At 65.3% G+C, this 21442-nt stretch carries 17 protein-coding genes; 8 read left to right on the top strand and 9 right to left on the bottom strand.

Translation table 11 applies throughout. The features are described 5' to 3' along the window. Positions 1-39: 39 nt before the first annotated feature. Complete coding sequence (locus LB566_RS13985) at positions 40-2841, bottom strand: [protein-PII] uridylyltransferase (protein ID WP_224624816.1); 2802 nt, start codon at positions 2839-2841, stop codon at positions 40-42. A gap of 186 nt (positions 2842-3027) precedes the next feature. Between LB566_RS13985 and LB566_RS13990 the strand changes: the two genes are divergently transcribed. From LB566_RS13990 to LB566_RS14000, 3 genes are all read left to right on the top strand, one after another. Continuing rightward, entirely contained in the window at positions 3028-5532 is a 2505-nt protein-coding gene (locus tag LB566_RS13990) for a heavy metal translocating P-type ATPase (RefSeq protein ID WP_224624817.1), read from the top strand. 43 nt (positions 5533-5575) lie between these two features. After that, a complete protein-coding gene (locus LB566_RS13995) occupies positions 5576-5968 on the top strand; it encodes a DUF305 domain-containing protein (RefSeq protein WP_140643648.1) in 393 nt (130 codons plus the stop codon). Positions 5969-6047: 79 nt separating this feature from the next. Beyond that, positions 6048-6893 carry an aldo/keto reductase gene (locus tag LB566_RS14000; protein WP_224624818.1) on the top strand — a complete coding sequence of 282 codons (846 nt, stop codon included), beginning with the start codon at positions 6048-6050 and terminating at the stop codon, positions 6891-6893. Positions 6894-6964: 71 nt separating this feature from the next. On the opposite strand, the gene mutS is transcribed toward LB566_RS14000, so the two are convergent. Then, positions 6965-9727: a DNA mismatch repair protein MutS gene (gene mutS, locus LB566_RS14005; protein ID WP_224624819.1), complete on the bottom strand. Its 2763-nt coding sequence runs from the start codon at positions 9725-9727 to the stop codon at positions 6965-6967. Between the two features lie 217 nt (positions 9728-9944). Between mutS and LB566_RS14010 the strand changes: the two genes are divergently transcribed. Continuing rightward, positions 9945-12224 carry an NADP-dependent malic enzyme gene (locus tag LB566_RS14010; protein ID WP_224624820.1) on the top strand — a complete coding sequence of 760 codons (2280 nt, stop codon included), beginning with the start codon at positions 9945-9947 and terminating at the stop codon, positions 12222-12224. Positions 12225-12273: 49 nt separating this feature from the next. Here the strand turns inward: LB566_RS14010 and LB566_RS14015 are convergent, their stop codons facing one another. Together LB566_RS14015 and LB566_RS14020 are read right to left on the bottom strand one after the other, a co-directional pair. Beyond that, entirely contained in the window at positions 12274-12975 is a 702-nt protein-coding gene (locus tag LB566_RS14015) for an antitoxin Xre/MbcA/ParS toxin-binding domain-containing protein (protein ID WP_224624821.1), read from the bottom strand. Between the two features lie 467 nt (positions 12976-13442). Further along, complete coding sequence (locus tag LB566_RS14020) at positions 13443-14435, bottom strand: adenosine kinase (protein WP_224624822.1); 993 nt, start codon at positions 14433-14435, stop codon at positions 13443-13445. A gap of 214 nt (positions 14436-14649) precedes the next feature. Here LB566_RS14020 and LB566_RS14025 point away from each other — a divergent pair, with 214 nt between their 5' ends. Together LB566_RS14025 and LB566_RS14030 are read left to right on the top strand one after the other, a co-directional pair. Further along, a complete protein-coding gene (locus tag LB566_RS14025) occupies positions 14650-15534 on the top strand; it encodes an EamA family transporter (RefSeq protein WP_224624823.1) in 885 nt (294 codons plus the stop codon). Between the two features lie 308 nt (positions 15535-15842). Then, positions 15843-16556, top strand: coding sequence for a sulfate transporter family protein (locus tag LB566_RS14030; RefSeq protein WP_224624824.1), 714 nt, complete (start codon positions 15843-15845; stop codon positions 16554-16556). A 9-nt stretch (positions 16557-16565) separates the two neighbouring features. On the opposite strand, the gene LB566_RS14035 is transcribed toward LB566_RS14030, so the two are convergent. The 5 genes from LB566_RS14035 to LB566_RS14055 all read right to left on the bottom strand — a co-directional run bounded on the left by LB566_RS14035 (position 16566) and on the right by LB566_RS14055 (position 20242). Beyond that, positions 16566-17564: a proline racemase family protein gene (locus LB566_RS14035; protein ID WP_224624825.1), complete on the bottom strand. Its 999-nt coding sequence runs from the start codon at positions 17562-17564 to the stop codon at positions 16566-16568. 13 nt (positions 17565-17577) lie between these two features. Then, a complete protein-coding gene (locus LB566_RS14040; protein WP_224624826.1) occupies positions 17578-18378 on the bottom strand; it encodes an isocitrate lyase/phosphoenolpyruvate mutase family protein in 801 nt (266 codons plus the stop codon). A 151-nt stretch (positions 18379-18529) separates the two neighbouring features. After that, entirely contained in the window at positions 18530-19189 is a 660-nt protein-coding gene (locus tag LB566_RS14045; protein ID WP_224624827.1) for an HAD family hydrolase, read from the bottom strand. Further along, positions 19189-19674: a dUTP diphosphatase gene (gene dut, locus LB566_RS14050; protein WP_224624828.1), complete on the bottom strand. Its 486-nt coding sequence runs from the start codon at positions 19672-19674 to the stop codon at positions 19189-19191. Before dut ends, LB566_RS14045 begins: the two co-directional genes overlap by 1 nt. Positions 19675-19771: 97 nt before the next feature. Beyond that, positions 19772-20242 carry an Lrp/AsnC family transcriptional regulator gene (locus tag LB566_RS14055; protein ID WP_140497095.1) on the bottom strand — a complete coding sequence of 157 codons (471 nt, stop codon included), beginning with the start codon at positions 20240-20242 and terminating at the stop codon, positions 19772-19774. A 116-nt stretch (positions 20243-20358) separates the two neighbouring features. On the opposite strand from LB566_RS14055, the gene LB566_RS14060 reads away from it, so the two are divergent. Then, positions 20359-20607: a DUF6356 family protein gene (locus LB566_RS14060; RefSeq protein ID WP_140512988.1), complete on the top strand. Its 249-nt coding sequence runs from the start codon at positions 20359-20361 to the stop codon at positions 20605-20607. Positions 20608-20621: 14 nt separating this feature from the next. Beyond that, on the top strand, positions 20622-21413 hold the full coding sequence (locus LB566_RS14065; protein WP_224624829.1) for a class II glutamine amidotransferase: 792 nt from the start codon (positions 20622-20624) through the stop codon (positions 21411-21413). The last annotated feature ends 29 nt before the right edge of the window (positions 21414-21442 follow it).

Genomic DNA, 21442 nt, shown 5'->3' on the forward strand with positions numbered 1-21442 from the left:
GAGACTGCCTGCGCGATTGGGACAAAGTGATGGTGGCGCTCACTCGGCGGCCGCCTTGGTCCTGCTGCCGCGTTCGGAGGCCGTGCCCTCGAGCGTCGCCGTCAGCCTGTTGCGGATGGTGGTGGTGCGTGACGGGCTGTCGATCTTCTGGCCGGTAAGATCGGTGACGTAGAACGTGTCGATCACCTTTTCGCCGAAGGTGGTGATGTGGGCCGACGCGATGTCGAGCGACAGGTCGGAGAGTGTTCCGGTGATCTCCGACAACAGACCCGGCCGGTCCAGCCCTTCGACCTCGATCACCGAAAATCGGTTCGACAGCGTGTTGCGGATTTCGGCGCGCGGCGCGATCCGGAAGACCTTGGCGCCGCGCTTGGGCTTGGTGCGCTTCTCGATCATCTCCGGCAGCCAGCTCTTGCCCGACAGCACGTCCTCGATCAGCCGCCCGACGCGCTCGGCACGCCGGCGCTCGTCCTCGTCGCGGTCGAACTCCCTCGAGATCAGGATCGTGTCCAGCGCGCGGCCGTCCGAGGTGGTGAAGATCTGCGCGTCGACGATGTTGCCGCCGGCCGCCGCACAGGCGCCGGCGATCACCGACAGCAGGCGCGGATGGTCCTGCGCCAGCACGGTGATCTCGGTCACCGCCTCGAACTGGTGCGTCTTGACCATGGTGGCAAGCTTGTTGCCGGACGCATCCGCCTCGCGGATGAATTCGGCGTGGCGAAGCTGGTCCGGCAGGTCGACGGTCAGCAGGTAGTTCTCATAGTGCAGGCCGACATAGCGTTTGCGGATCTTGTCGGGCCAGCCGGCGAGCGCTTCGGCCAGGCGCTCGCGCGCCGCGGAAGTGCGCTGGGCGCGCGACACTTCCGAGAAGCCGCCGGTGAGCAGCAGTTCGGTCTCGTAGTACAGAGTGCGCAGCAACTGGCCCTTCCAGCCGTTCCAGACTCCCGGTCCGACGCCCCTGATGTCGCAGACGGTGAGGATGAGAAGCAGCTTCAGCCGCTCGACGGACTGCACGATCGAGGCGAAGTCCTCGATCGTCTTGCGATCGTTGAGATCGCGCGTCTGCGCCGTCATCGACATCACCAGATGGTTCTCGACCAGCCAGGCCACCGTTTCCGTGTCCGCGGTCGAAAGTCCCATATGCGGGCAGATGCGCCGGGCGATCCGGGCGCCGGCTTCCGAATGGTCCTCCGGCCTGCCCTTGGCGATGTCGTGCAGCAGCACGGCGACGTAGAGCGCCTCGCGGCTCTTTCTCAGTCCCGGCATCAGCGAATGCGACAGCGGATGCACCTTCTCGCCGTCGCCGCGCTCGATCTCGGCCAGCACGCCGATGCAGCGGATCAGATGCTCGTCGACCGTGTAGTGATGGTACATCGAGAACTGCATCATGGCGACGATCTTGCCGAAATCGGGGATCAGCCGGCCGAGCAACCCCGCCTCGTTCATGCGGCGCAAATTGAGCTCGGCATTGCGGTCCGAGGTCAGGATGTCGAGGAACAGCCGGTTGGCCTCCTCGTCGCGCCGCAGCGACTTGTTGACCAGGCCGAGCGAGCGGGTGAGCAGCTTCAGCGCGTCGGGGTGGAATTCCAGCCCGTGCTTGTCGGCGAACCAGAACAGCCGCAAGAGATTGACCGGATCGCGCTCGAACACCTGGTCGTCGGCGATGTTGATGCGGTGGTTGTCGACGATGAAATCCGACGTGCCGGCAAGCTTGCGCTTGCGGCGCTGGAAGGTGAGGAAGATGCGGTTGAAGCCCGGCACATGCTTGGCCTGCTCCTCTTCGAGCGCGGCGCAGAAGATACGGGTCAGGTCGCCGACATCCTTGGCGACGAGGAAATAGTGCTTCATGAAGCGCTCGACCGCCGACAGGCCGGGATGGGTGGTGTAGCCCAGCCGCTCCGCGATCTCGCGCTGGATATCGAAATGCAGCCGCTCCTCGGCCTTGCCGGTGAGGAAATGCATGTGGCAGCGCACGGCCCACAGGAAATCCTCGGCCTTCTGGAATTCGCGGTATTCGGCCTGCGTGAAGACGCCCTTCTCGACCAACTCCTCGCCGGTGCGCACGCGGTAGAAGTACTTGCCGATCCAGAACAGCGTCTGCAGGTCGCGCAGGCCGCCCTTGCCGTCCTTGACGTTGGGCTCGACCAGATAGCGGCTTTCGCCGGCCTTGGCGTGGCGCTCATCGCGTTCGGCGAGCTTGGCCTGCACATATTCCGGTCCGGTGGTGCGCACCACCTCATGGTCGAAGCGCAGCATCAGTTCGTCGTAAAGCTTCTGCTCACCCCACAGGAAGCGCGCTTCCAGGATCGAGGTGCGGATGGTGATGTCGGTGCGCGACAGCCGCAGGCATTCCTCGATGTTGCGGGTCGCGTGGCCGACCTTCAGCCCCAGGTCCCACAGCATGTAGAGCATGTATTCGACTGTCTGTTCGCCCCACGGCGTCTGCTTGTAGGGCAGCAGGAACAGAAGGTCGATGTCGGATCCCGGCGCCAGCGTGCCGCGCCCGTAGCCGCCGACCGCGACGACGGCCATGCGTTCGGCGACCGAGCGGTTCTTTACCCGATAGACATGGGTCGCGGCGAAATCGTAGAGCGCCCGGATCAGCTCATCCATCAGATGCGACAGCCGCTCGGCGCAAGCATTGCCGCCGCCATCCTGCTTCAGCATGGCCTCGGCGACCTTTCGGCCCGCGGCGAGCCGGCCCTTGAGAAGCTGGAGAACCCCGGCGCGGGCGGTCGATCCCGAGCCGTCCCCGGCCGTGGCCGCTGTCAGCGCGGTCATCTCGCGGCGCAAGGCGTCGCCGTCGATCAGTTCGTCGAGCTTCAAGGAGATTTTCGCCATGGTACCGGTTGGCCTTGCCTTTTGGGCGGCGTCTATAGCGCGTTTCCGCGGCGCTGGGTATGGGGGCGGTTGACGCGTTTCCATGGCGCGGGACACCCGCGACAATAAAATTCAAACCAGTCCTTGACCTTCCAGTTACTGGAAGGACTACCTCCGGCTCGAAGCAGTTTGATAGAGGCATTCGAAATGACGCATTCAGATCACGATCATCACGCGCATGGTGGTTGCTGTGCGGCAAAAGGTGCGGCCGTGGATGCCGGCGCCGTCACGCGCGATCCTGTCTGCGGCATGACCGTCGATCCAGCCGCCGGCAAGCCGACATCGCAGCATGCTGGCCGCCTCTATCATTTCTGCAGCGAAGGCTGTCGGACAAAGTTTCAGGCCGAGCCGGAAACATACCTGACCGCCATCGACCCCGTATGCGGCATGAGCGTGGACCGCGCTACGGCAAAGCATTTTGTCCGCCATGACGGCCAAGGCTTCTATTTCTGCTCTGCCGGCTGCAAGTCTAAATTCGAAGCGGCACCCCAAACCTATCTTGGCGACAGGCCGGCGCCCCGGGCGATGCCGAAGGGCACGCAATACACTTGTCCGATGCATCCCGAGATCATCCGTGACAAGCCCGGCTCCTGCCCGATCTGTGGCATGGCGCTTGAGCCGATGGGCGTTCCATCAGGCGATGAGGGGCCAAATCCCGAACTGGTCGATTTCACCAAGCGGTTCTGGGTCAGTGGGGTGCTCTCGGTGCCCCTTCTCATCGTCGCCATGGCGCCGATGATCGGTCTGTCCTTCGAGAACCTGATAGATGACCGGACAAAAGTCTGGATCGAACTGGCGCTCGCAAGCCCGGTGGTGCTTTGGGCCGCGTTTCCGTTCTTTCACCGCGGCTGGGATTCGATCCGCAACCGCAGCCCGAACATGTGGACGTTGATTTCGCTCGGCGTTGGTGCGGCCTATCTCTACAGCGTCGTCGCGACGCTGTTCCCGGACATTTTTCCGCATCAGTTCCGCGGTCATGGCGGGGCAGTGCCGGTCTATTTCGAAGCCGCCGCCGTCATCGTCGCGCTGGTCTTCCTCGGCCAGGTGCTGGAACTGCGCGCCCGCGAAAAGACCGGCTCGGCCATCCGCGCCTTGCTCGACCTTGCGCCCAAGAGCGCGCGACGCATTGCCGAAGACGGCACCGAGAGCGATGTGCCGCTGGACAGCGTCAAGGCCGGCGAGCGCCTGCGCATCCGGCCAGGCGATGCCGTGCCGGTCGACGGCACCGTGCTCGAGGGCCGCTCCTCCATCGACGAATCGATGATCACGGGCGAACCGTTGCCGGTCGAGAAGGCCGAAGGTGATGCCCTCACCGGCGGCACGCTCAACAAGAACGGCTCGCTGATCATGCGCGCCGAGCGCATCGGCGCCGAGACCACGCTCTCGCGCATCGTCGAACTGGTCGCCAAGGCGCAGCGTTCACGCGCCCCGATACAAGGGCTGGCCGACCGCGTTTCCTTCTACTTTGTCCCGGCTGTCGTTCTGGTCGCCATCGCCGCGTTCGTCGCCTGGGCGGCCTTCGGCCCAGAGCCCAGCCTGATCTTCGCCATCGTCTCGGCGGTCTCGGTGTTGATCATCGCTTGTCCCTGCGCACTCGGCCTCGCCACGCCGATGTCGATCATGACCGCCACCGGACGCGGCGCCCACGCAGGCGTGCTGATCAAGGAGGCCGCCGCGCTCGAACGCTTCGCTTCAGTCGATACGCTGATCGTCGACAAGACGGGGACACTGACCGAAGGCCGGCCGAAACTGACGGACATCGTGACCGCCGATGGATTTTCGGAGGAGGAATTGCTGGGCCTCGCCGCGAGCCTGGAGAAGGGCTCTGAGCATCCCCTGGCCGAGGCTATTGTCGAAGGCGCCGCGACCCGTGGTGTAAGCATCGCCGAAGCCAGCGGCTTCGAGGCGGTCACCGGCAAAGGTGTTTCCGGTGCCGTTTCGGGCAGGAATGTAGCGCTCGGCAACGCCGCGATGATGCGTGATCTCGGCGTCGACGTGTCCATCGTTTCGGCCACGGCCGAGGCGCTGCAAGGCGATGGCAAGACGGCGATGTTCGTCGTCGTGGACAGGAAACTGGCCGGCATCGTCGCCGTCGCCGATCCGGTGAAGGCGACCACCGCCGAGGCGATCAAGGCCCTGCACGGCAGCGGCTTGAGGATCATCATGGCGACCGGCGACAATGAGCGCACGGCAAATGCGATCGCGAGGAGTCTCGGCATCGACGAGGTCCGCGCCGGCCTGTTCCCGGAACAGAAGGGCGCGCTGGTGGAGGAACTGCGCGGCAAGGGCGCCGGCGTCGCCATGGCCGGCGACGGCGTCAACGACGCACCGGCCCTGGCCAGCGCCGATGTCGGCATCGCCATGGGCACCGGCGCCGACGTCGCGGTCGAAAGCGCCGGCATCACTTTGGTCAAGGGCGACCTCAACGGCATCGTGCGTGCCCGCACACTGGCCCAGGCGACCATCCGCAATATCAGGCAGAACCTGTTCTTCGCCTTCCTCTACAATGTGCTTGGCGTGCCGGTCGCGGCCGGCGTGCTCTATCCGCTGACCGGCACGCTTTTGTCGCCGATGCTGGCGGCGGCGGCGATGAGCCTGTCCTCGGTTTCAGTGATCGCCAACGCGTTGCGGCTGAGGACATTGAAACTTTGAGCCAATCACCCAAATACGAAACCCAATCAACAGGAGACCATCAATGACCTTGGCCAAGAAAATCGTGCTGCTGCTGATGGCGGCTGGAATGCTGGTCGCCGTCTTCCTCGAAAGCGTTCCCGCACAGAGCGAAGAGATGAAGCACGACATGGCCGGCATGGCGACGGGGGCGGAAGGCCCATCGACCGCAGGCTACAAGGCGGCGATGGACAAGATGCACGCCGACATGATGGCCTCCAAATACACCGGCAATGCCGACGTCGATTTCGTCCGCGGCATGATCCCGCACCACCAGGGCGCCATCGACATGGCCAAGGTCGAACTCGCCAATGGCAAGGACCCAGAGATCCGCAAGCTGGCCGAGGCCGTCATCGCGGCGCAGGAAGCCGAGATCAAGCAGATGCAGGACTGGCTCGCCGCCCATCCGGTGAAGTAAGCTTTCGCGGCTCGGGCGAGAACCTTTCTGGATTTCTCGCCCGGCCTGTGATGCGATCTGGTCTCAACTGGAGCCTGCCATGCCATCGAGCGTCAGAACCACCACGCTGCCCTCCGGCGAAGCCGTTCCCGTTCTCGGCCAGGGCACCTGGAAGATGGGCGAGGATTCGCGCCGCCGCACCGAGGAGGTGAATGCCCTCAAGCTTGGCCTCGATCTCGGTGTCAGGCTGATCGACACCGCCGAAATGTACGCCAGCGGCGGTGCCGAGGAGGTGGTGGCCGAAGCCATCGCCGGGCAGCGCGCCGAGGTCTTCCTGGTCTCGAAGGTGCTGCCCTCCAACGCCTCGCGCGCCGGTGTGCAGCGCGCCTGCGAGAACAGCTTGAAGCGCCTCGCCACCGACCGCATCGACCTCTACCTCCTGCATTGGCCGGGCAGCGTGCCCCTGGCCGAAACCGTCGAAGCCTTCGAGGCGCTGAAGAAGGCCGGCAAGATTCGTCATTGGGGCGTCAGCAATTTCGACACCGGGGAGATGGAAGAGCTGGTCGGCCTGCCCGACGGCGGTAACGTCCAGACCAACCAGGTGCTCTACAATCTGGTCCGGCGCGGCCTTGAGTTCGATCTGGCGCCCTGGAGCCGGCAACGCGGCATCCCTTTGATGGCCTATTCGCCGGTCGAGCAGGGCGCCTTGGCGCGCAATGCCAGTTTAGATGCGGTCGCTGCCCGCCACGGTGCGACCGCGGCACAAATCGCACTGGCCTGGGTGATGCACCAGGAAGGCGTCATCGCCATTCCCAAGGCCAGCAATCAGGAGCATGTCCGCCAGAATGTCGCGGCGCTCGAGATCAAGCTGACAGGCGAGGACCTCGCCGACCTCGACCGCGCCTTCCCGCCGCCGGGCCGCAAACGCGGGCTGGAGATGATTTGAATCGGCGATGAAGCTGCCAATCTCCCCCACGAGGGGGAGATTGGCGTTCAGACGCCGCCCAGACTGCAAAGCTACGTCCCCAGCAATCCTTTCAACCGGTAAAGCGCCTCCAGCGCTTCCCTGGGCGTCATCTCGTCGGGACTGATCGCGCTGAGTGCCTCATTGAGCGCATCGCTCTTGACCGCCTTCGGCGCTTCCCGTTTCACCGCCACGGAAAACAGCGGCAGGTCGTCGACCAGGCGGTTGGTCTTGCCCGAAACCTCGCCTTCCTCGAGCTGGTGCAGCACTTCCTTGGCACGGTCAACCACCGCCTCGGGGAGTCCGGCGAGCCGCGCCACCTGCACGCCGTAGGAGCGGTCGGCCGCGCCCTTGCCGACCTCGTGCAGGAAGACGACGTCGTTCTCCCACTCCTTGACCCGCATGGTGACGTTGTGGAGCCGCGCCAGCTTGCCGGCAAGCGAGGTCATCTCGTGGAAATGCGTGGCGAAGATCGCCCGGCAGCGGTTCTTCTCGTGCAGATATTCCACCGCGGCCCAGGCGATCGACAGGCCGTCGAACGTGGCGGTGCCGCGGCCGATCTCGTCGAGGATCACCAGCGCGCGTTCGCCGGCCTGATTGAGGATCGCCGCCGTCTCGACCATCTCGACCATGAAGGTCGATCGGCCGCGCGCAAGATCGTCCGAAGCGCCGACGCGGGAAAAGAGGCGGTCGACGACGCCGATATGGGCCGATGTCGCCGGGACGAAAGAGCCGGTTTGGGCCAGGATGGCGATCAGCGCGTTCTGCCGCAGGAATGTCGATTTACCGCCCATATTGGGACCGGTCAGCAGCCAGATCGCGCCGTTTCTGGCGCTGCCCTCCGGCGACAGGTCGCAGTCATTGGCCACGAACGGCCCTTCGCCCGAGCGCCGCAGCGCCTGTTCGACCACGGGATGGCGCCCACCCGAAATCTCGAATGCAAGGCTGGCATCGACCAGCGGCCGGCACCAGGCCTCGCTCTCGGATAGAAGCGCGAGCGCCGCCGACACGTCCAGCACGGCGAGCGCATCGGCGCCGGCGCGGATCTTCTCCGCTTCGCCGACCGCTTCCGCCGTCAGCGCGTCGAAGGCGGCAAGCTCGATGCTCAGCGCCCGGTCGGCGGCATTGGCGATCTTCGTTTCCAGCTCCGCCAGCTCCGTGGTGGTGAAGCGCATGGCGTTGGCCATGGTCTGGCGATGGATGAAGCGCGCCTTGGCGCCGTCGCTGCCGGTCATCACGGCGTGGTGGTTGGCGGTCACCTCGATGTAGTAGCCGAGCACATTGTTGTGCCGGATCTTCAGCGACCGGATGCCGGTCTCCTCGATCAGCGAACGCTCCAGCCCGGCGATCACTTTTCGCGACTCGTCGCGCAGCGCCCGCATCTCGTCGAGCTCCGGGTGGTAGCCGCCACGAACGAAGCCGCCGTCGCGCTTCAAGAGCGGCAGTTCCTCGCCAAGCGCTTGCGTCAGATGCCCGGCAAGCGCTTGCGGCAGCGCCCGGATCGCTGCGAGCGCCGCCGCCAATTCGTGGGGGAGGGAGGTCGCGGCAAAGATCTCCGCGATCGCGCCGGCCGCCTCGAAGCCGGCGCGCAGCGCGCCGAGGTCGCGCGGGCCGCCGCGGTTGAGCGCCAGCCGCGACAGCGCGCGCGGCATGTCGGCGACGCTCTTCAGGCTCGCCCGCACCGCCTGGCAAAGCCGCGTCTCGGAACGGAAGAACGACACCGAATCCAGCCGCGCGGCGATTGCCGCCGGGTCGGTCAGCGGCGCCATCAGCCGGTCGGCGAGCAGCCTTGCGCCGCCGCCGGTCACCGTGCGGTCGATTGCCTTGAACAATGAGCCTTCACGGCTGCCCGACAGCGTGCGCAGCAGTTCCAGGTTGCCGCGCGTCGCCGGGTCGATGAACAAAGTCGAGCCGGCCTCCTCGCGCTCGGGACGCGACAGCGGCGGCCGCTCGGCCTTCTGCGTCTTTTCGACATAGGCGATGGCGCCCGAGATCGCCGACAGCTCAGCACGCGAAAACGCACCAAAGCTGTCCGGCGTCGCCACCTCGAAGAAGCGGGCGATGCGCCCGGCGGCCGAGGCCGAATCGAACAGGCTCGGCGGCTGCGGGTTGGCGACGCGGCCGAGCACGTCGAATACCGGTCGCAATTCGGGATCGTGGAACACCGGCTCGGCGACGATCAGCTCGCGCGGATCGACACGGAAGATGTCGGCGAGCAGCCGGTCGGCGGTGGTGTCGGTGACCCGGAAAGCCCCGGTCGAGATGTCGATCCAGGCCAGGGCAAAGCTTCCTTGGTTTCCGGTCGCGCCGCCGCGCTCCCCGCCTCTTGGATCGCTGCCGCCCTTCACCCGTCCCAGCGCCATCAGGAAGCTCGATTCCGACGGCGCCAGCAATTTGTCCTCGGTGATGGTGCCGGGCGTCACCAGCCGCACCACATCGCGGCGCACCACCGATTTGGAGCCGCGCTTCTTGGCTTCGGCCGGATCCTCGATCTGCTCGCAGACGGCGACGCGGAAACCCTGCGCAATCAGTTTCTGCAGATAGTCATCCGCCGCATGCACCGGCACGCCGCACATCGGGATGTCGTGGCCCTGATGCTTGCCGCGCTTGGTCAGCACGATGCCGAGCGCCCGGCTCGCCTTCTCCGCATCCTCGAAGAACAGCTCGTAGAAATCGCCCATCCGGTAGAACAGCAGCGAATCCGGGTTCGCCGCCTTGATCTCGATGAACTGCTCCATCATCGGGGTCACGCCACCAGCGGCTGCCGGCGTGATCGCCTCGGGAGCGTCCGGTTCGTTTTGAATGTGCATGTTCATGCGCTCACGCTAGCAGATGTGGCGGCGGGGTTTAATGCCGGCCATTGGAAAAGCAGGGGAAGAACGGAGATCAACCACCATTGAACGCCATGCGTCCTTCCGACGCCAGTTCGGCAGCGCTTGGCGGTTTACACGCGGCGGCGCGTGGTCTTAATTCGGAATCACACAAGGCACCCGCCTCAAGGAGGTGCCGCATGGCGAGGAAATCAAAAGCATCATGGCAAGGAAAACCGAAAACAACGGTCCGTCCGTCAGCGCGCAGGAAGCGCTCGAATTCCACGCCATGGGGCGGCCCGGCAAGCTCGAGATCGTCGCCACCAAGCCGATGGCCACGCAGCGCGATTTGAGCCTCGCCTATTCGCCCGGCGTCGCCGTGCCGGTGCTGGCCATCGCGGAGGATCCCAGCCGCGCCTTCGACTACACCTCGCGCGGCAACATGGTCGCCGTCATCTCAAACGGCACCGCCATCCTGGGTTTGGGCAATCTCGGCGCGCTGGCCTCCAAGCCGGTCATGGAGGGCAAGGCGGTGCTGTTCAAGCGCTTCGCCGACGTCGATTCCATCGATCTCGAGGTCGACACCGAGGACGCCGACGAGTTCATCAACTGCGTGCGCTTCCTTGGGCCCTCCTTCGGCGGCATCAACCTGGAGGACATCAAGGCGCCGGAATGCTTCATCATCGAGCAGCGGCTGCGCGAACTGATGGACATCCCGGTCTTCCACGACGACCAGCACGGCACCGCCATCATCTCGGCCGCCGGCCTGATCAACGCGCTGGAGATCACCGGCCGCGACATGAAGACCACCAGGATGGTCTGCAACGGCGCCGGTGCGGCCGGCATCGCCTGTATCGAGCTGATGAAGGCGATGGGCTTTGCGCCCGAGAACATCATCCTGTGCGACACCAAGGGCGTGGTCTTCCAGGGCCGCACGGAAGGCATGAACCAGTGGAAGTCGGCGCACGCGGTCAAGACTGACGCGCGGTCGCTGGCCGAGGCGCTGGATGGCGCCGACGTCTTCCTCGGCCTTTCCGCCAAGGGCGCGCTGACCACCGCCATGGTGCGTTCTATGGCCAAGAACCCGATCATCTTCGCCATGGCCAACCCCGATCCCGAGATCACGCCCGAGGAAGTGGCGGAGATCCGCACCGACGCCATCATGGCGACCGGGCGTTCGGATTATCCCAATCAGGTCAACAACGTGCTCGGCTTCCCCTATATCTTCCGCGGCGCGCTGGATGTGCGAGCCACCACCATCAATGACGACATGAAGATCGCCGCCGCGCGTGCGCTTGCCGACCTGGCACGCAAGGACGTGCCCGACGACGTCGCCGCGGCCTACCAGGGCAACCGGCCGAAATTCGGCCCCAACTACATCATCCCGGTGCCGTTCGATCCGCGCCTGATCTCGGCCATTCCGCTGGCCGTCGCCAGGGCGGCGATGGATTCTGGCGTCGCCCGCAAGCCGATCCTCGATCTCGACCGCTACGCGCAGGAGCTGTCGGCCCGCCGTGATCCGATCGCCTCGACCTTGCAGCGCATCTACGACCGCGTGCGCCGCCAGCCCAAGCGCATCGTCTTCGCCGAGGGCGAGGAGGAGCAGGTGATGCGCGCCGCCGTCTCCTATGTGAACCAGCGGCTCGGCACCGCCATCCTGCTCGGCCGTGACGACGTCATCAAGGAGAACGCCAGGCACGCCGGCATCGACCTCGACAAGCAGGGCCTGGAGATCATCAATGCGCGCCTGTCGCGCCGCAATTCGGTCTATACCGATTATCTCTACGAGCGCATGCAGCGCAAAGGCTTCCTGTTCCGCGACTGCCAGCGCCTGATCAACAACGACCGCAACCATTTCGCCGCCTGCATGGTGGCGCTGGGCGATGCCGACGGCATCGTCACGGGCGTCACCCGCAACTATTCCACCGCGCTCGACGATGTCAGGCGCGTCATCGACGCCAAGCCCGGCCACCGCGTCATCGGCGTGTCGATCGTTTTGGCGCGCGGCCGCACCGTGATCGTCGCCGACACAGCCGTGCACGACATGCCGAACGCCGAGCAGATCGCCGACATCGCCGAGGAGGCGGCAGGCTTTGCCCGCCGCATGGGCTATGAGCCGAGGCTCGCCATGCTCGCCTATTCCACCTTCGGCCATCCCCACGGCGAGCGCTCCGAGCGCATCCAGGAAGCCGTGCGCATCCTCGACAAGCGCCGCGTCGATTTCGAGTATGACGGCGAGATGGCCGCCGACGTCGCGCTCAACGCCCGTGCCATGGCGCAATACCCGTTCATGAGGCTGACCGGCCCGGCCAATGTGCTGATCATGCCGGCCTTCCACTCTGCCTCGATCTCCACCAAGATGCTCCAGGAACTCGGCGGCTCGACGGTTATCGGCCCGCTGCTGGTCGGGCTGAACAAGCCGGTGCAGATCGTCTCGCTGAACGCCAAGGACAGCGATATCGTCAACATGGCGGCGATCGCGGCCTACACGGCGGGGACCTGAGGAAGGGGTCGCGCGTCGGAGGCGAAAGCAGCGGCGGATCTGATCGCTCTTAACCCGCGGAAAACCCCCGCGCCGCCTCGATGACCTCCTCAACCTGATCTTGCCGCAGCAGGTCGATGGGAATGCGCTCGTCGAGCAGCGCGGAGGGGCGGGTCAGCCACAGCCACGCCAGCCTCGGATTGCCGATCAACGACAGCACGTCTCGAATACCCGCCACCGGTCTCCCATCGACGAACTGCGCCAGCGGGAAGACGTGCTTGCGGCCGCCCTTGCGCAAGGCGACCACCTCGCCCCGCCTTTGCCAGCGGTGCAGGGTCGAGCGGGCGATGCGCAGGTGTTCCTCCAGATAGGTCGACCCGGCGACCCGCCCGGCCCAGTCTTCGATCAGCATCGATTCGAGGTCGTCGGGCTGGGTGCGCGGAAGCGGGGAGGCGGGGCCGTCGAGATCCGCCGACGGGTTTGTGGCGCCCGCGGTGCCGGCTTCGCTGCGGCGCGCGGCTTCCGCGGCCAGCGCACGCACGAATTTCGACGCCAGCCCCGGAAGGTCGGCATGGATGGCATCGATGGCGCGCTGGTGCTTCGGCGACAGCAAGGTGACGGCGGACGCTATGCTGCCGGCGATCTTGCCAACCGAGACCATGGTGGGTTTGTTGATGGCCTCGTCATAGTGGGCGAGCGCCCGCTCGACCTTTTCCGCGACCATGTCGGCGAAGTCGTCTTGCGTGATGCCGGGTGTCTGAAATCTGTTCATGCATCTGTCTTCTCGGCCGCACTCCTCCCCGACTGCGGCCGTTTGTTCAACGGTGGAAGAGGAAATCGCAACGGCAACAGATGCAGCGACCCGACAGCTTGCTGTCTCGCATTTTCGACACCCCAACTGGCTGCGGGCGTCCTGAAATGTCAGTCGCAGTGCGCCCCGATTTGCGTGTAGGAGCGATGTGTGACAGCCGCGCGACGGTGAAGCTGCCGATCTCCCCCCTCGTGGGGGAGATGCCCGGCAGGGCAGAGGGGGGCGCGAAGGATTGCTACGTTGCGGTGGTTCCCTTCCGCATGCCTATGCTCTTCGGATCGGCGCCCCGACATGGACTGTGCGTTCATACCGTTCATTTTGGGGCTTGGTGGCAGTGTAGAACCCTGGAGAGGCTGGCGGGACAGCGCCCCCCTCTGGCCTGCCGGCCATCTCCCCCACATGGGGGGAGATCGGCAGCTTCACTGCCCTTACAGCAATCCCGCCAGTTCGGCCTCTTTGCGCAGATTCTGCCTTGGCCTCGGCCCGATCTGCTGGATCACCAGTCCGGCTGCCAGTGAGCCGAGGTCGCCGCAGGTCTTGAGGTCGCGGCCTTGCGTATAGCCGTGCAGGAAACCGGCGGCGTAGAGGTCGCCGGCGCCCGTCGTGTCGACCAGCTCCTTGATGGCGGTCGCCTGGATGACCACGGTCTCGTCGCCGCGCACGATGACCGAGCCTTTTTCCGAGCGCGTCACGGCGGCTATTCTGCAGTCCTTGCGGATCTGGGCCAGCGCCTCGTCGAAGGACGAGGTCTGGTAGAGCGACTTGATCTCATGGCTGTTGGCGAAGACGATGTCGACGGTGCCCGAACGCATCAGCTCGAGGAACTCGTCGCGGTAGCGGTCGACGCAGAACGAATCCGACAAGGTCATCGACACTTCGCGGCCCGCCGCGTGCGCCAGCTTGGCCGTCTGCCGGATCGCCTCCTTGGCGCGCGGCGGATCCCACAGATAGCCCTCGAAATAGGTGACCTTGGCGCCCGACGCCTTGTCGGCCTCGACGTCCTCCGGCCCGAGCTCGACGCAGGCGCCGAGATAGGTGTTCATCGAACGCTCGCCGTCGGGGGTGACGAAGATCATCGAGCGCGCCGTCGGCGGCTCGCCCTGAAGCGGCTTGGTGTCGAAGGCGACGCCCTGCGCGTGGATGTCGTGGGCATAGATTTCGCCCAAAGCATCGTTGGAAACCTTGCCGAAGAAGGCGGCGCGGCCGCCAAAACTGGCGACGCCGGCGGCGGTGTTGCCGGCGCTGCCGCCGGACGCCTCGATCGCCGGGCCCATGCGGCTGTAGAGCAGCTCGGCGCGCCTCGTGTCGATGAGGTTCATCGCGCCCTTGATGATGCCGTTGGTCTCCAGGAATTCTTCTTCGCACTGGGCGATGATGTCGACAATCGCGTTGCCGATGCAAAGCACGTCATAGTCCGGCATCAATGTCTCCGCCAAAATCCGCGCCGGCCTCTTGCCATGCCCGCGCGGGTCTACAGCATGACCCTGAAAATTGGCAACGGATTTTCTGTCGTTGCCGCTACGGTCAGGCGCTACGACAATTCGACCGTGGCCGAAGCATTTCATCGCGGCTTTGCCTAAGAAGGGCCTTTCGATCCCTGCCCGAAGGCGGCAAGCCCATGCCTGCAAGAACGACATGAACACCGATCTGGCGCTGCTCGCCGTCCTGGCGGTGCTTTGGGGCGCCTCCTACACCTTCATCAAGATCGGCGTAGAGACGATCCCGCCGGTGACGTTCATCGCCGCCCGTACCTTGATCGCCGGCGGCATCCTGTTCGCCATCATCCGCTGGCGCGGGCTTGCCATGCCGGGCGATGCGGCGAGCTGGCGGCGTTTTGCCTTCCAGGCGTGCCTCAACAGCGTCATCCCGTTCACTCTGATCGCCGCCGCCGAGCGCTCGGTGGATGCCGGCCTCGCCACTATTCTCAACGCGACGTCGCCTATCTTCACCTTCCTGTTGACCGCGCTGATCACCCGCCATGAACCGGTGACGCTGCGCAAACTGATCGGCGTCGGCGCCGGCATTGCCGGCATCTGCCTCATCGTGGGCACACAGGCGCTGGGCGGTCTCGGCCATGAACTTTGGGCGCAGCTTGCCATCGTCCTTGCAACGGTCTGCTATGCGGGGGCGGCGATCTTCGGCCGTGGCTTCAAGGGCCTCGACCCGATGCTGCCCGCGGCCGGCTCGATGCTCTGCGGCGCCGTCATCCTGATGCCGCTCAGCCTTCTGGTCGACCAGCCCTGGACGCTCGCGCCGTCGGCGGCGTCGATCCTGGCCCTGCTCGGCCTGTCCGTGTTTTCGACCGCGCTGGCCTTCGTCATCTATTTCCGCCTCATCCACACGCTGGGCTCGGTCGGCACCACGTCGCAGGCCTATCTGCGCGTGCCGATCGGCGTCGGCATCGGCGCAGTCTTCCTCGGCGAAAGCCTGGGTTCGACGGCTTGGCTCGGCATGGCCTTCGTCGTCGCCGGCGTCGCGGCCATGACCGTTCCCACCCGCAAGCCGGCGCTCGCACAATAGGCAGACAGGGCAATCGCCTTCAATTGCCGAAGTTGGCACCGCCTCTCACCTGCCTGCCGGCATCTTCTGTCATCGCCGGTTTCGCCAAGCCGCAACGTTGCAATGTAGGCGCCGGCGTGCGGCCAGCCCTTCTCCCGTCACTATACGGAGAGAAGTGCCCGGCAGGGCGATGAGGGGGCGGCGCCGACGCTCCGAAGAGGGTGGATGCGGAGAATTCGAGCCTCAAGCGATTGCCATGGCAACAGAGGCTTGTGACGGGTGGACCTGCTGCCTATCCTCCCGGCGTTCGAAGTGAGGTTGGAAGCACCGTGATCTCCAGCGCCGCCCGCGCCGCCGCCGGCCAGTTGTTCTCGCCCGAATTCCGCGCCGTCTTCCTCAAGACGCTAGGCCTGACTGTGCTTGCGCTGGTCGCCTTGTGGTTCGGGCTGACCAGCCTCGTCGAGTGGCTGGCGCTGCCGTGGCTGCACACGCTGTTTCCCGGCCTGCCGTCCTGGGCCGGTTGGCTGGGGGGCATCATCGCGGCCATCGCGCTTGCCTTCGGCATGGCGCTGCTCATAGCGCCGGTGACGGCCGTCGTCGCCGGCCTTTTCCTCGACGACATCGCCGACGTGGTCGAGCGTACCGATTATCCCGGCGATCCGCCCGGCCGCGCCATGCCGGCGCTGCGCTCGCTGGTGCTGGCGATAAAGTTCTTCGGCATCGTCGTTCTGGGCAACATCGTCGCCCTGCTGCTTCTGCTGGTGCCGGGCGTCAACATCGCCGCCTTCTTCATCGTCAACGGCTACCTGCTCGGGCGCGAATTCTTCGAATTCGCCGCCATGCGTTTCCGCCCGGAAGAAGAGGCTAGGGCCTTGCGCCGAAACCATGCCGGGACGGTCTTTCTCGCCGGCCTGGTCATCGCGGCCTTCCTTGCCGTGCCGGTGCTCAACCTGGTGACGCCGCTCTTCGCCGCAGCCATGATGGTGCATCTGCACAAGGCGATCTCGGCCCGGCCCGATCTGCGGAGCAAGCCGTTCCGTTGATGCCAATCCCTACCGCAGCAGAAAGCCGCGCCCCAATTCGTCGTCGGGCTCGACGATGAATTCCGCCCGGCCGCAATAGTAGGCGCGGCCGCCGACGCGGGCGATGATCGCTTCATGCGGTCCGGCTTTCGCCATCCGCGCCACCGCGCCGGAAAAGCGCGAGCCGGCGATGCTCTCGAAGGTGCGCGTCAGGCCTGGTGCGATCTCGCCTTTGGCATGCATCGCCGCCAGCCGCGCGGTCACGCCGGAACCGGTCGGCGACCGGTCGACCTGCGCCTCGGCGAAGACACAGACGTTTTTCGTCGGCTCATCCGAAAACGCGTCCCGCCCATCCGTCAAAATGGTGCCGTAGAGGAAGGCGAGGTCGGTATGGTCGGGATGCGACAAGGGGAACCCGCTCTTCAGCCTTTCGGTCAGCGCCGTCGCCGCGTCGACGAAATCGCGCACCCGGTCGCGGCCGAATTCGAGCCCGAACTGGTGACAGTCGGCCAGTGCATAGAAGGCGCCGCCATAGGCGATGTCGAAGCCTGTCGCGCCGTAGCCGGGCAACTCGATCTTGCGGTCGCGTGCGAACAGGAAAGCCGGCACGCTTTCGAACGACACAGCACCGGCCTTGCCGTCGCACACCTCGACCGAAGCGACGACCATGCCGCAGGGCGCCTCGATGTTGACCATCGTCACCGGTTCCTGCTTGGCCACCAGCCCTTCGTCGACGGCATAGCGGCCGAGCGCGACGATGGCGTGGCCGCACATGGTCGAATAGCCCTCATTGTGCATGAACAGCACGGCAAGGTCGGCGCCCGGCAAATCGGGCTCGACCAGCAGCGCGCCATACATGTCGTAATGGCCGCGTGGCTCGAACATCAGGATTTTCCGGAGATGATCGAGATGGTCGCGCACATAGGCGCGCTTTTCCAGGATCGTGCCCTTCGGGATATCGGGATAGCCCCCGGTGACGATCCTCAGCGGCTCGCCGCCGGTGTGCATGTCGACGACGGTCAGCGTCATGTGTTCCGCCCGCTTATCCCGATTTGCCAAACAGCGCCTGCAACTTGCCGAAGGGCATGGCGGCGCGGGTGAAGCCGAACGTGCCGTCCTGCTGGATCTCGCGCGCCGCCGTTTCCAGCATGCCATAAGCGAAATTGGTCAACCACGGCCCAAGCGAAACGCGCTTTGCCCCGGCCTTGGTTAGATCGGCGATGGTGAAGTCGGGCCTTGCCATGACGTTGACCGGCTTGCTCACCGCCGAGCAGAGCGTGCGCACCATCTCGACGTCACCGATGCCCGGCGCGTAGAGCACGTCGGCTCCCGCCTTCTCGAATGCCTGCAGCCGCTTGATCGTGTCGTCGAGGTCGGACTTGCCCCAGAGGAAGTTCTCCGCCCGCGCGGTGAAGACGAAATCGTGTTTCAGCGCGCGGGCCGCTTCCGCCGCCGCCGCGACGCGCTCCACCGCGTGCGAAAAATCATAGATCGGCTTGTTCGGGTCGCCGGTGTGGTCCTCGATCGAGCAGCCGGCAAGGCCGGCGGCTTCAGCCGCGAAGATGGTTTCGGCGGCCTGCTCGGCGCTGTCGCCCTTGCCGCGTTCGAGATCGGCCGAAACCGGCAGCTCGGTTGCCGCTGTCACCTCGCGACAGTGATGGATCATCTGGTCGAAGGTCACCGCGCCGTCCGGCAGGCCGCGCGAGAAGGCGAAGCCGGCGCTGGTCGTGGCCAAGGCCTTGAAACCGAACGATCCAAGCAGCTTCGTCGTGCCGACATCCCAAGGATTGGGCATGACGAAGGTCGAGGCATGCAGGTCGCGAAAGATCTTGCCCTTGTCCATGGAAGCTCCCCCATCGTGTTGAGTGCGATGGCGGATTTTAGCTCGGCCGCCTTGCCCGGGCAAACGAATGCGGTTGGCTCAGAAGCGTTTCGCGTTCTCTGCTGACAATTCCTCCGGCGCGTCCCTGCAACCCCGTCAAAACCGGCGCCGATCAGTGGATCGGCACCAGTCCGGCCAGTGTGCGCATGTCGTCGAACAGGATGCCGCCGGCTCGCATCAAGCCGTCACGGTCGCTGTAGGGATCGCCATGATAGGAAAATACCCGCATGCTCGCGGCGATGCCGGCCTGCGTGCCGGCGACGCTGTCCTCGATGACAATGCAGTCAGCAGGCGCAAAGCCCATCGTCTTGGCCGCATGCAGGAACAGGTCCGGAAACGGCTTGCCGCGCACGACCATGGTCGAGGAAAACATCGCATGTTCGAACAGCGGCAGCAGGCCGGTCTGGCCAAGCGTGATGTGCATCTTCGACACCCTGGCCGAGGTGGCCACGCAATAGGCGATGCCGGCCGCGCGGACAGCCTCGACGAACTCCCGGACATAGGGTATCGCCTCGACCCCATGGGCGAACAGGTCCGGCAGCCCCGCGTTCCAGCGCTCGACGAAGTCGGCGCCGAGCCTGACGCTGGTCTCTTCTTCGATCTGCTTCTGCACCGAGACCATGCTGCGGCCGGAGAAGTTCTTGCGGCAATATTCGAAGCTGGTGGGATAACCGGCTTCGCTCAGCCATTCGGCCAGGCGCCGGTTGGCCAGGTTCTCGGTATCGACCAGAATCCCGTCGCAGTCGAAGATGACGAGTTTCGGTATGTTCATCAGGCCGTGCCGGTCGAGCCGAACCCGCCCGAACCGCGTGCCGTGCCGCCGGCCAGGGCGCGCTCTTCGACGCCCGCCTGGGTCACCGCGGCGAACACGATCTGGGCAATGCGCATGCCGCGCGTCACCGCAAAATCCTCGTCGCCGAGATTGACCAGCAGCACCTTCACCTCGCCGCGATAGTCGCTGTCGATCGTGCCCGGCGTGTTGAGGACGGTCAGCCCGTGTTTGAAGGCAAGGCCGGAGCGCGGCCGCACCTGGCCTTCCATGCCTTCGGGGATTTCCAGGATCAGTCCGGTCGGCACCAGAGCGCGTTTTCCCGGCAGGATCAGCAGCGGCCGATCGTCTGGCACCGCCGCGCGCAGGTCCATGCCGGCCGCGCCGGTGCTTTCATAGGCAGGGAGGGGAAGGCCGTCGGCGTGCGGCAACCTGACGAAGCCGACGGTCGGACCGATGACGGAGGAATTTTGGATGGCTGCACGCATAAAATCGATCCTATCGGCGCGATTGCCGATTCGGTCAATTCGCCCGCGATCCTATCAACGGCTTTCTTTCGGGCATCACTATGGCCGGAGCCAATCCTTAGCGCACTTCCATCGGCACCACCGTGGTCTCCTTGATCTCCTCCATCACGAAGGAGGCCGAAACGTCCGACAGCGCCACCTTGGCGATCAGCCGCTGGTACAGCCGGTCATAGGCCTTCACGTCGGCGACGCGGGCGCGCAGGACATAGTCGAGGTCGCCGGACATGCGGTAGACGCCGGTGATCTCGGAAAACCCGGTCACCGCCGCCCGGAATTTCTGCAACCACTCGGGATCATGGTTGGAGGTGCGGACTAGGATGAAGACGGAGAGGCCGAGCCCGAGCTTCTCCGCATCGACCAGCGCCACCCGGCCCGTGATGACGCCATCCTCCTCCAGCCGCTTGACGCGCCGCCAGCAGGCGTTGCGCGACAAGGCAACCCGCTCCGACAGCTGGTCGACAGACAGCGTGCCGTCGCGTTGCAATTCGGCGAGCAATTTCCGATCGATTTCGTCGATTTCGATGGCCATGTGGGATGTTTGTCCCGCGAACAAGCAAAATACAAGGACATTTTGAGACCGATGAACCGACGAACCGTGCCAGGATACCCGATATCGGGAACTTCAAGCGCTGAAGGGGAAGCAGCATGTCGGTCGCAAGGATTTTCACCTCCCATCCGGCCAAGGTCGGCGAGACCTATTTCGGTCACATGGCCTTTGCCGCCTGGTTTTCCTCGCGCCTGCTGACGGCCGCCGGGGCCGCCCTCGTTCACGCTTTCTTGCCATTTCTGTTCGAGACTACCGCCAGCCGAATCGTCCGCGAGCTTTACGAGCGGACGCACAACAGAGGTTCGCACGCGGTCAAGGAGCCCAAGGCTCTTCCGGATCGCGCTTAGGAACGGAAGAAGCGATGTGCCGGTGGGCGGCCTATCTCGGTGAAGCGGTTTTCCTCGAAGACATCCTCACGGCGCCCTGCCACTCGCTGATCGCCCAGAGCCATTGCGCCGAGGAAGCCAAGTCGCCGACCAATGGCGATGGTTTCGGGCTTGCCTGGTATGGCGACCGGCCCGAGCCCGGCCTCTACCGCGACATCCTGCCGGCCTGGTCCGATCCCAATCTGAAGAGCTTGTGCCGGCAGATCAAATCCGGATTGTTCCTGGCCCATGTGCGCGCCTCGACCGGCGGCGCCACCAGCCGCATGAACTGCCATCCCTTCATCTCGGGCCCTTGGTCGTTCATGCACAACGGCCAGATCGGCGGCTTCGAGAAGATCCGCCGCGCGCTGGAAAATTCGCTGTCCGACGCCGTCTTCGACCAACGCGAGGGCACTACCGATTCCGAGCTGTTTTTTCTCCTGGTGATCGACGAAGGGTTGGCCGCCGATCCGCAAGGCGCCGTCGCCCGTGCCACCAGCCGCGTGCTGGAGGCTTCGCGGCGTGTCGGCATCGAGCCGGCGCTGAAGCTGACGGCCGCCCTTTCCGACGGGCAGGCGCTCCACGCGGTCCGCTATGCCACGGATGACCATGCGCCCACCCTCTATACCGCCGCCAAGGGCGGCGGCCGCTGGATCGTCTCCGAACCCTTCGACCGTGAAGGCGGCGACTGGCAGGCGATCCCGCCATCGAGCTTCGTCACCATGACCAGGGACGGCATGAATATTCGGCCGTTTGCGCCGGCCGCGAGGCTGGCGCTGGCTGTGTAGTTGCAGATTGCGCAATGTCGCGGGACAGA

It is taken from the genome of Mesorhizobium sp. CA13 (assembly GCF_020165235.1).
In the GTDB taxonomy this organism is placed as follows: domain Bacteria; phylum Pseudomonadota; class Alphaproteobacteria; order Rhizobiales; family Rhizobiaceae; genus Mesorhizobium.

Excerpts from the sequence above, each read along its gene's own strand:
- LB566_RS13985 (WP_224624816.1), bottom strand. The coding sequence starts at position 2,841 with ATGGCGAAAATCTCCTTGAAGCTCGACGAACTGATCGACGGCGACGCC.
- LB566_RS13990 (WP_224624817.1), top strand. The coding sequence starts at position 3,028 with ATGACGCATTCAGATCACGATCATCACGCGCATGGTGGTTGCTGTGCG.
- LB566_RS13995 (WP_140643648.1), top strand. The coding sequence starts at position 5,576 with ATGACCTTGGCCAAGAAAATCGTGCTGCTGCTGATGGCGGCTGGAATG.
- LB566_RS14000 (WP_224624818.1), top strand. The coding sequence starts at position 6,048 with ATGCCATCGAGCGTCAGAACCACCACGCTGCCCTCCGGCGAAGCCGTT.
- mutS (WP_224624819.1), bottom strand. The coding sequence starts at position 9,727 with ATGAACATGCACATTCAAAACGAACCGGACGCTCCCGAGGCGATCACG.
- LB566_RS14010 (WP_224624820.1), top strand. The coding sequence starts at position 9,945 with ATGGCAAGGAAAACCGAAAACAACGGTCCGTCCGTCAGCGCGCAGGAA.
- LB566_RS14015 (WP_224624821.1), bottom strand. The coding sequence starts at position 12,975 with ATGAACAGATTTCAGACACCCGGCATCACGCAAGACGACTTCGCCGAC.
- LB566_RS14020 (WP_224624822.1), bottom strand. The coding sequence starts at position 14,435 with ATGCCGGACTATGACGTGCTTTGCATCGGCAACGCGATTGTCGACATC.
- LB566_RS14025 (WP_224624823.1), top strand. The coding sequence starts at position 14,650 with ATGAACACCGATCTGGCGCTGCTCGCCGTCCTGGCGGTGCTTTGGGGC.
- LB566_RS14035 (WP_224624825.1), bottom strand. The coding sequence starts at position 17,564 with ATGACGCTGACCGTCGTCGACATGCACACCGGCGGCGAGCCGCTGAGG.
- LB566_RS14040 (WP_224624826.1), bottom strand. The coding sequence starts at position 18,378 with ATGGACAAGGGCAAGATCTTTCGCGACCTGCATGCCTCGACCTTCGTC.
- LB566_RS14045 (WP_224624827.1), bottom strand. The coding sequence starts at position 19,189 with ATGAACATACCGAAACTCGTCATCTTCGACTGCGACGGGATTCTGGTC.
- dut (WP_224624828.1), bottom strand. The coding sequence starts at position 19,674 with ATGCGTGCAGCCATCCAAAATTCCTCCGTCATCGGTCCGACCGTCGGC.
- LB566_RS14055 (WP_140497095.1), bottom strand. The coding sequence starts at position 20,242 with ATGGCCATCGAAATCGACGAAATCGATCGGAAATTGCTCGCCGAATTG.
- LB566_RS14060 (WP_140512988.1), top strand. The coding sequence starts at position 20,359 with ATGTCGGTCGCAAGGATTTTCACCTCCCATCCGGCCAAGGTCGGCGAG.
- LB566_RS14065 (WP_224624829.1), top strand. The coding sequence starts at position 20,622 with ATGTGCCGGTGGGCGGCCTATCTCGGTGAAGCGGTTTTCCTCGAAGAC.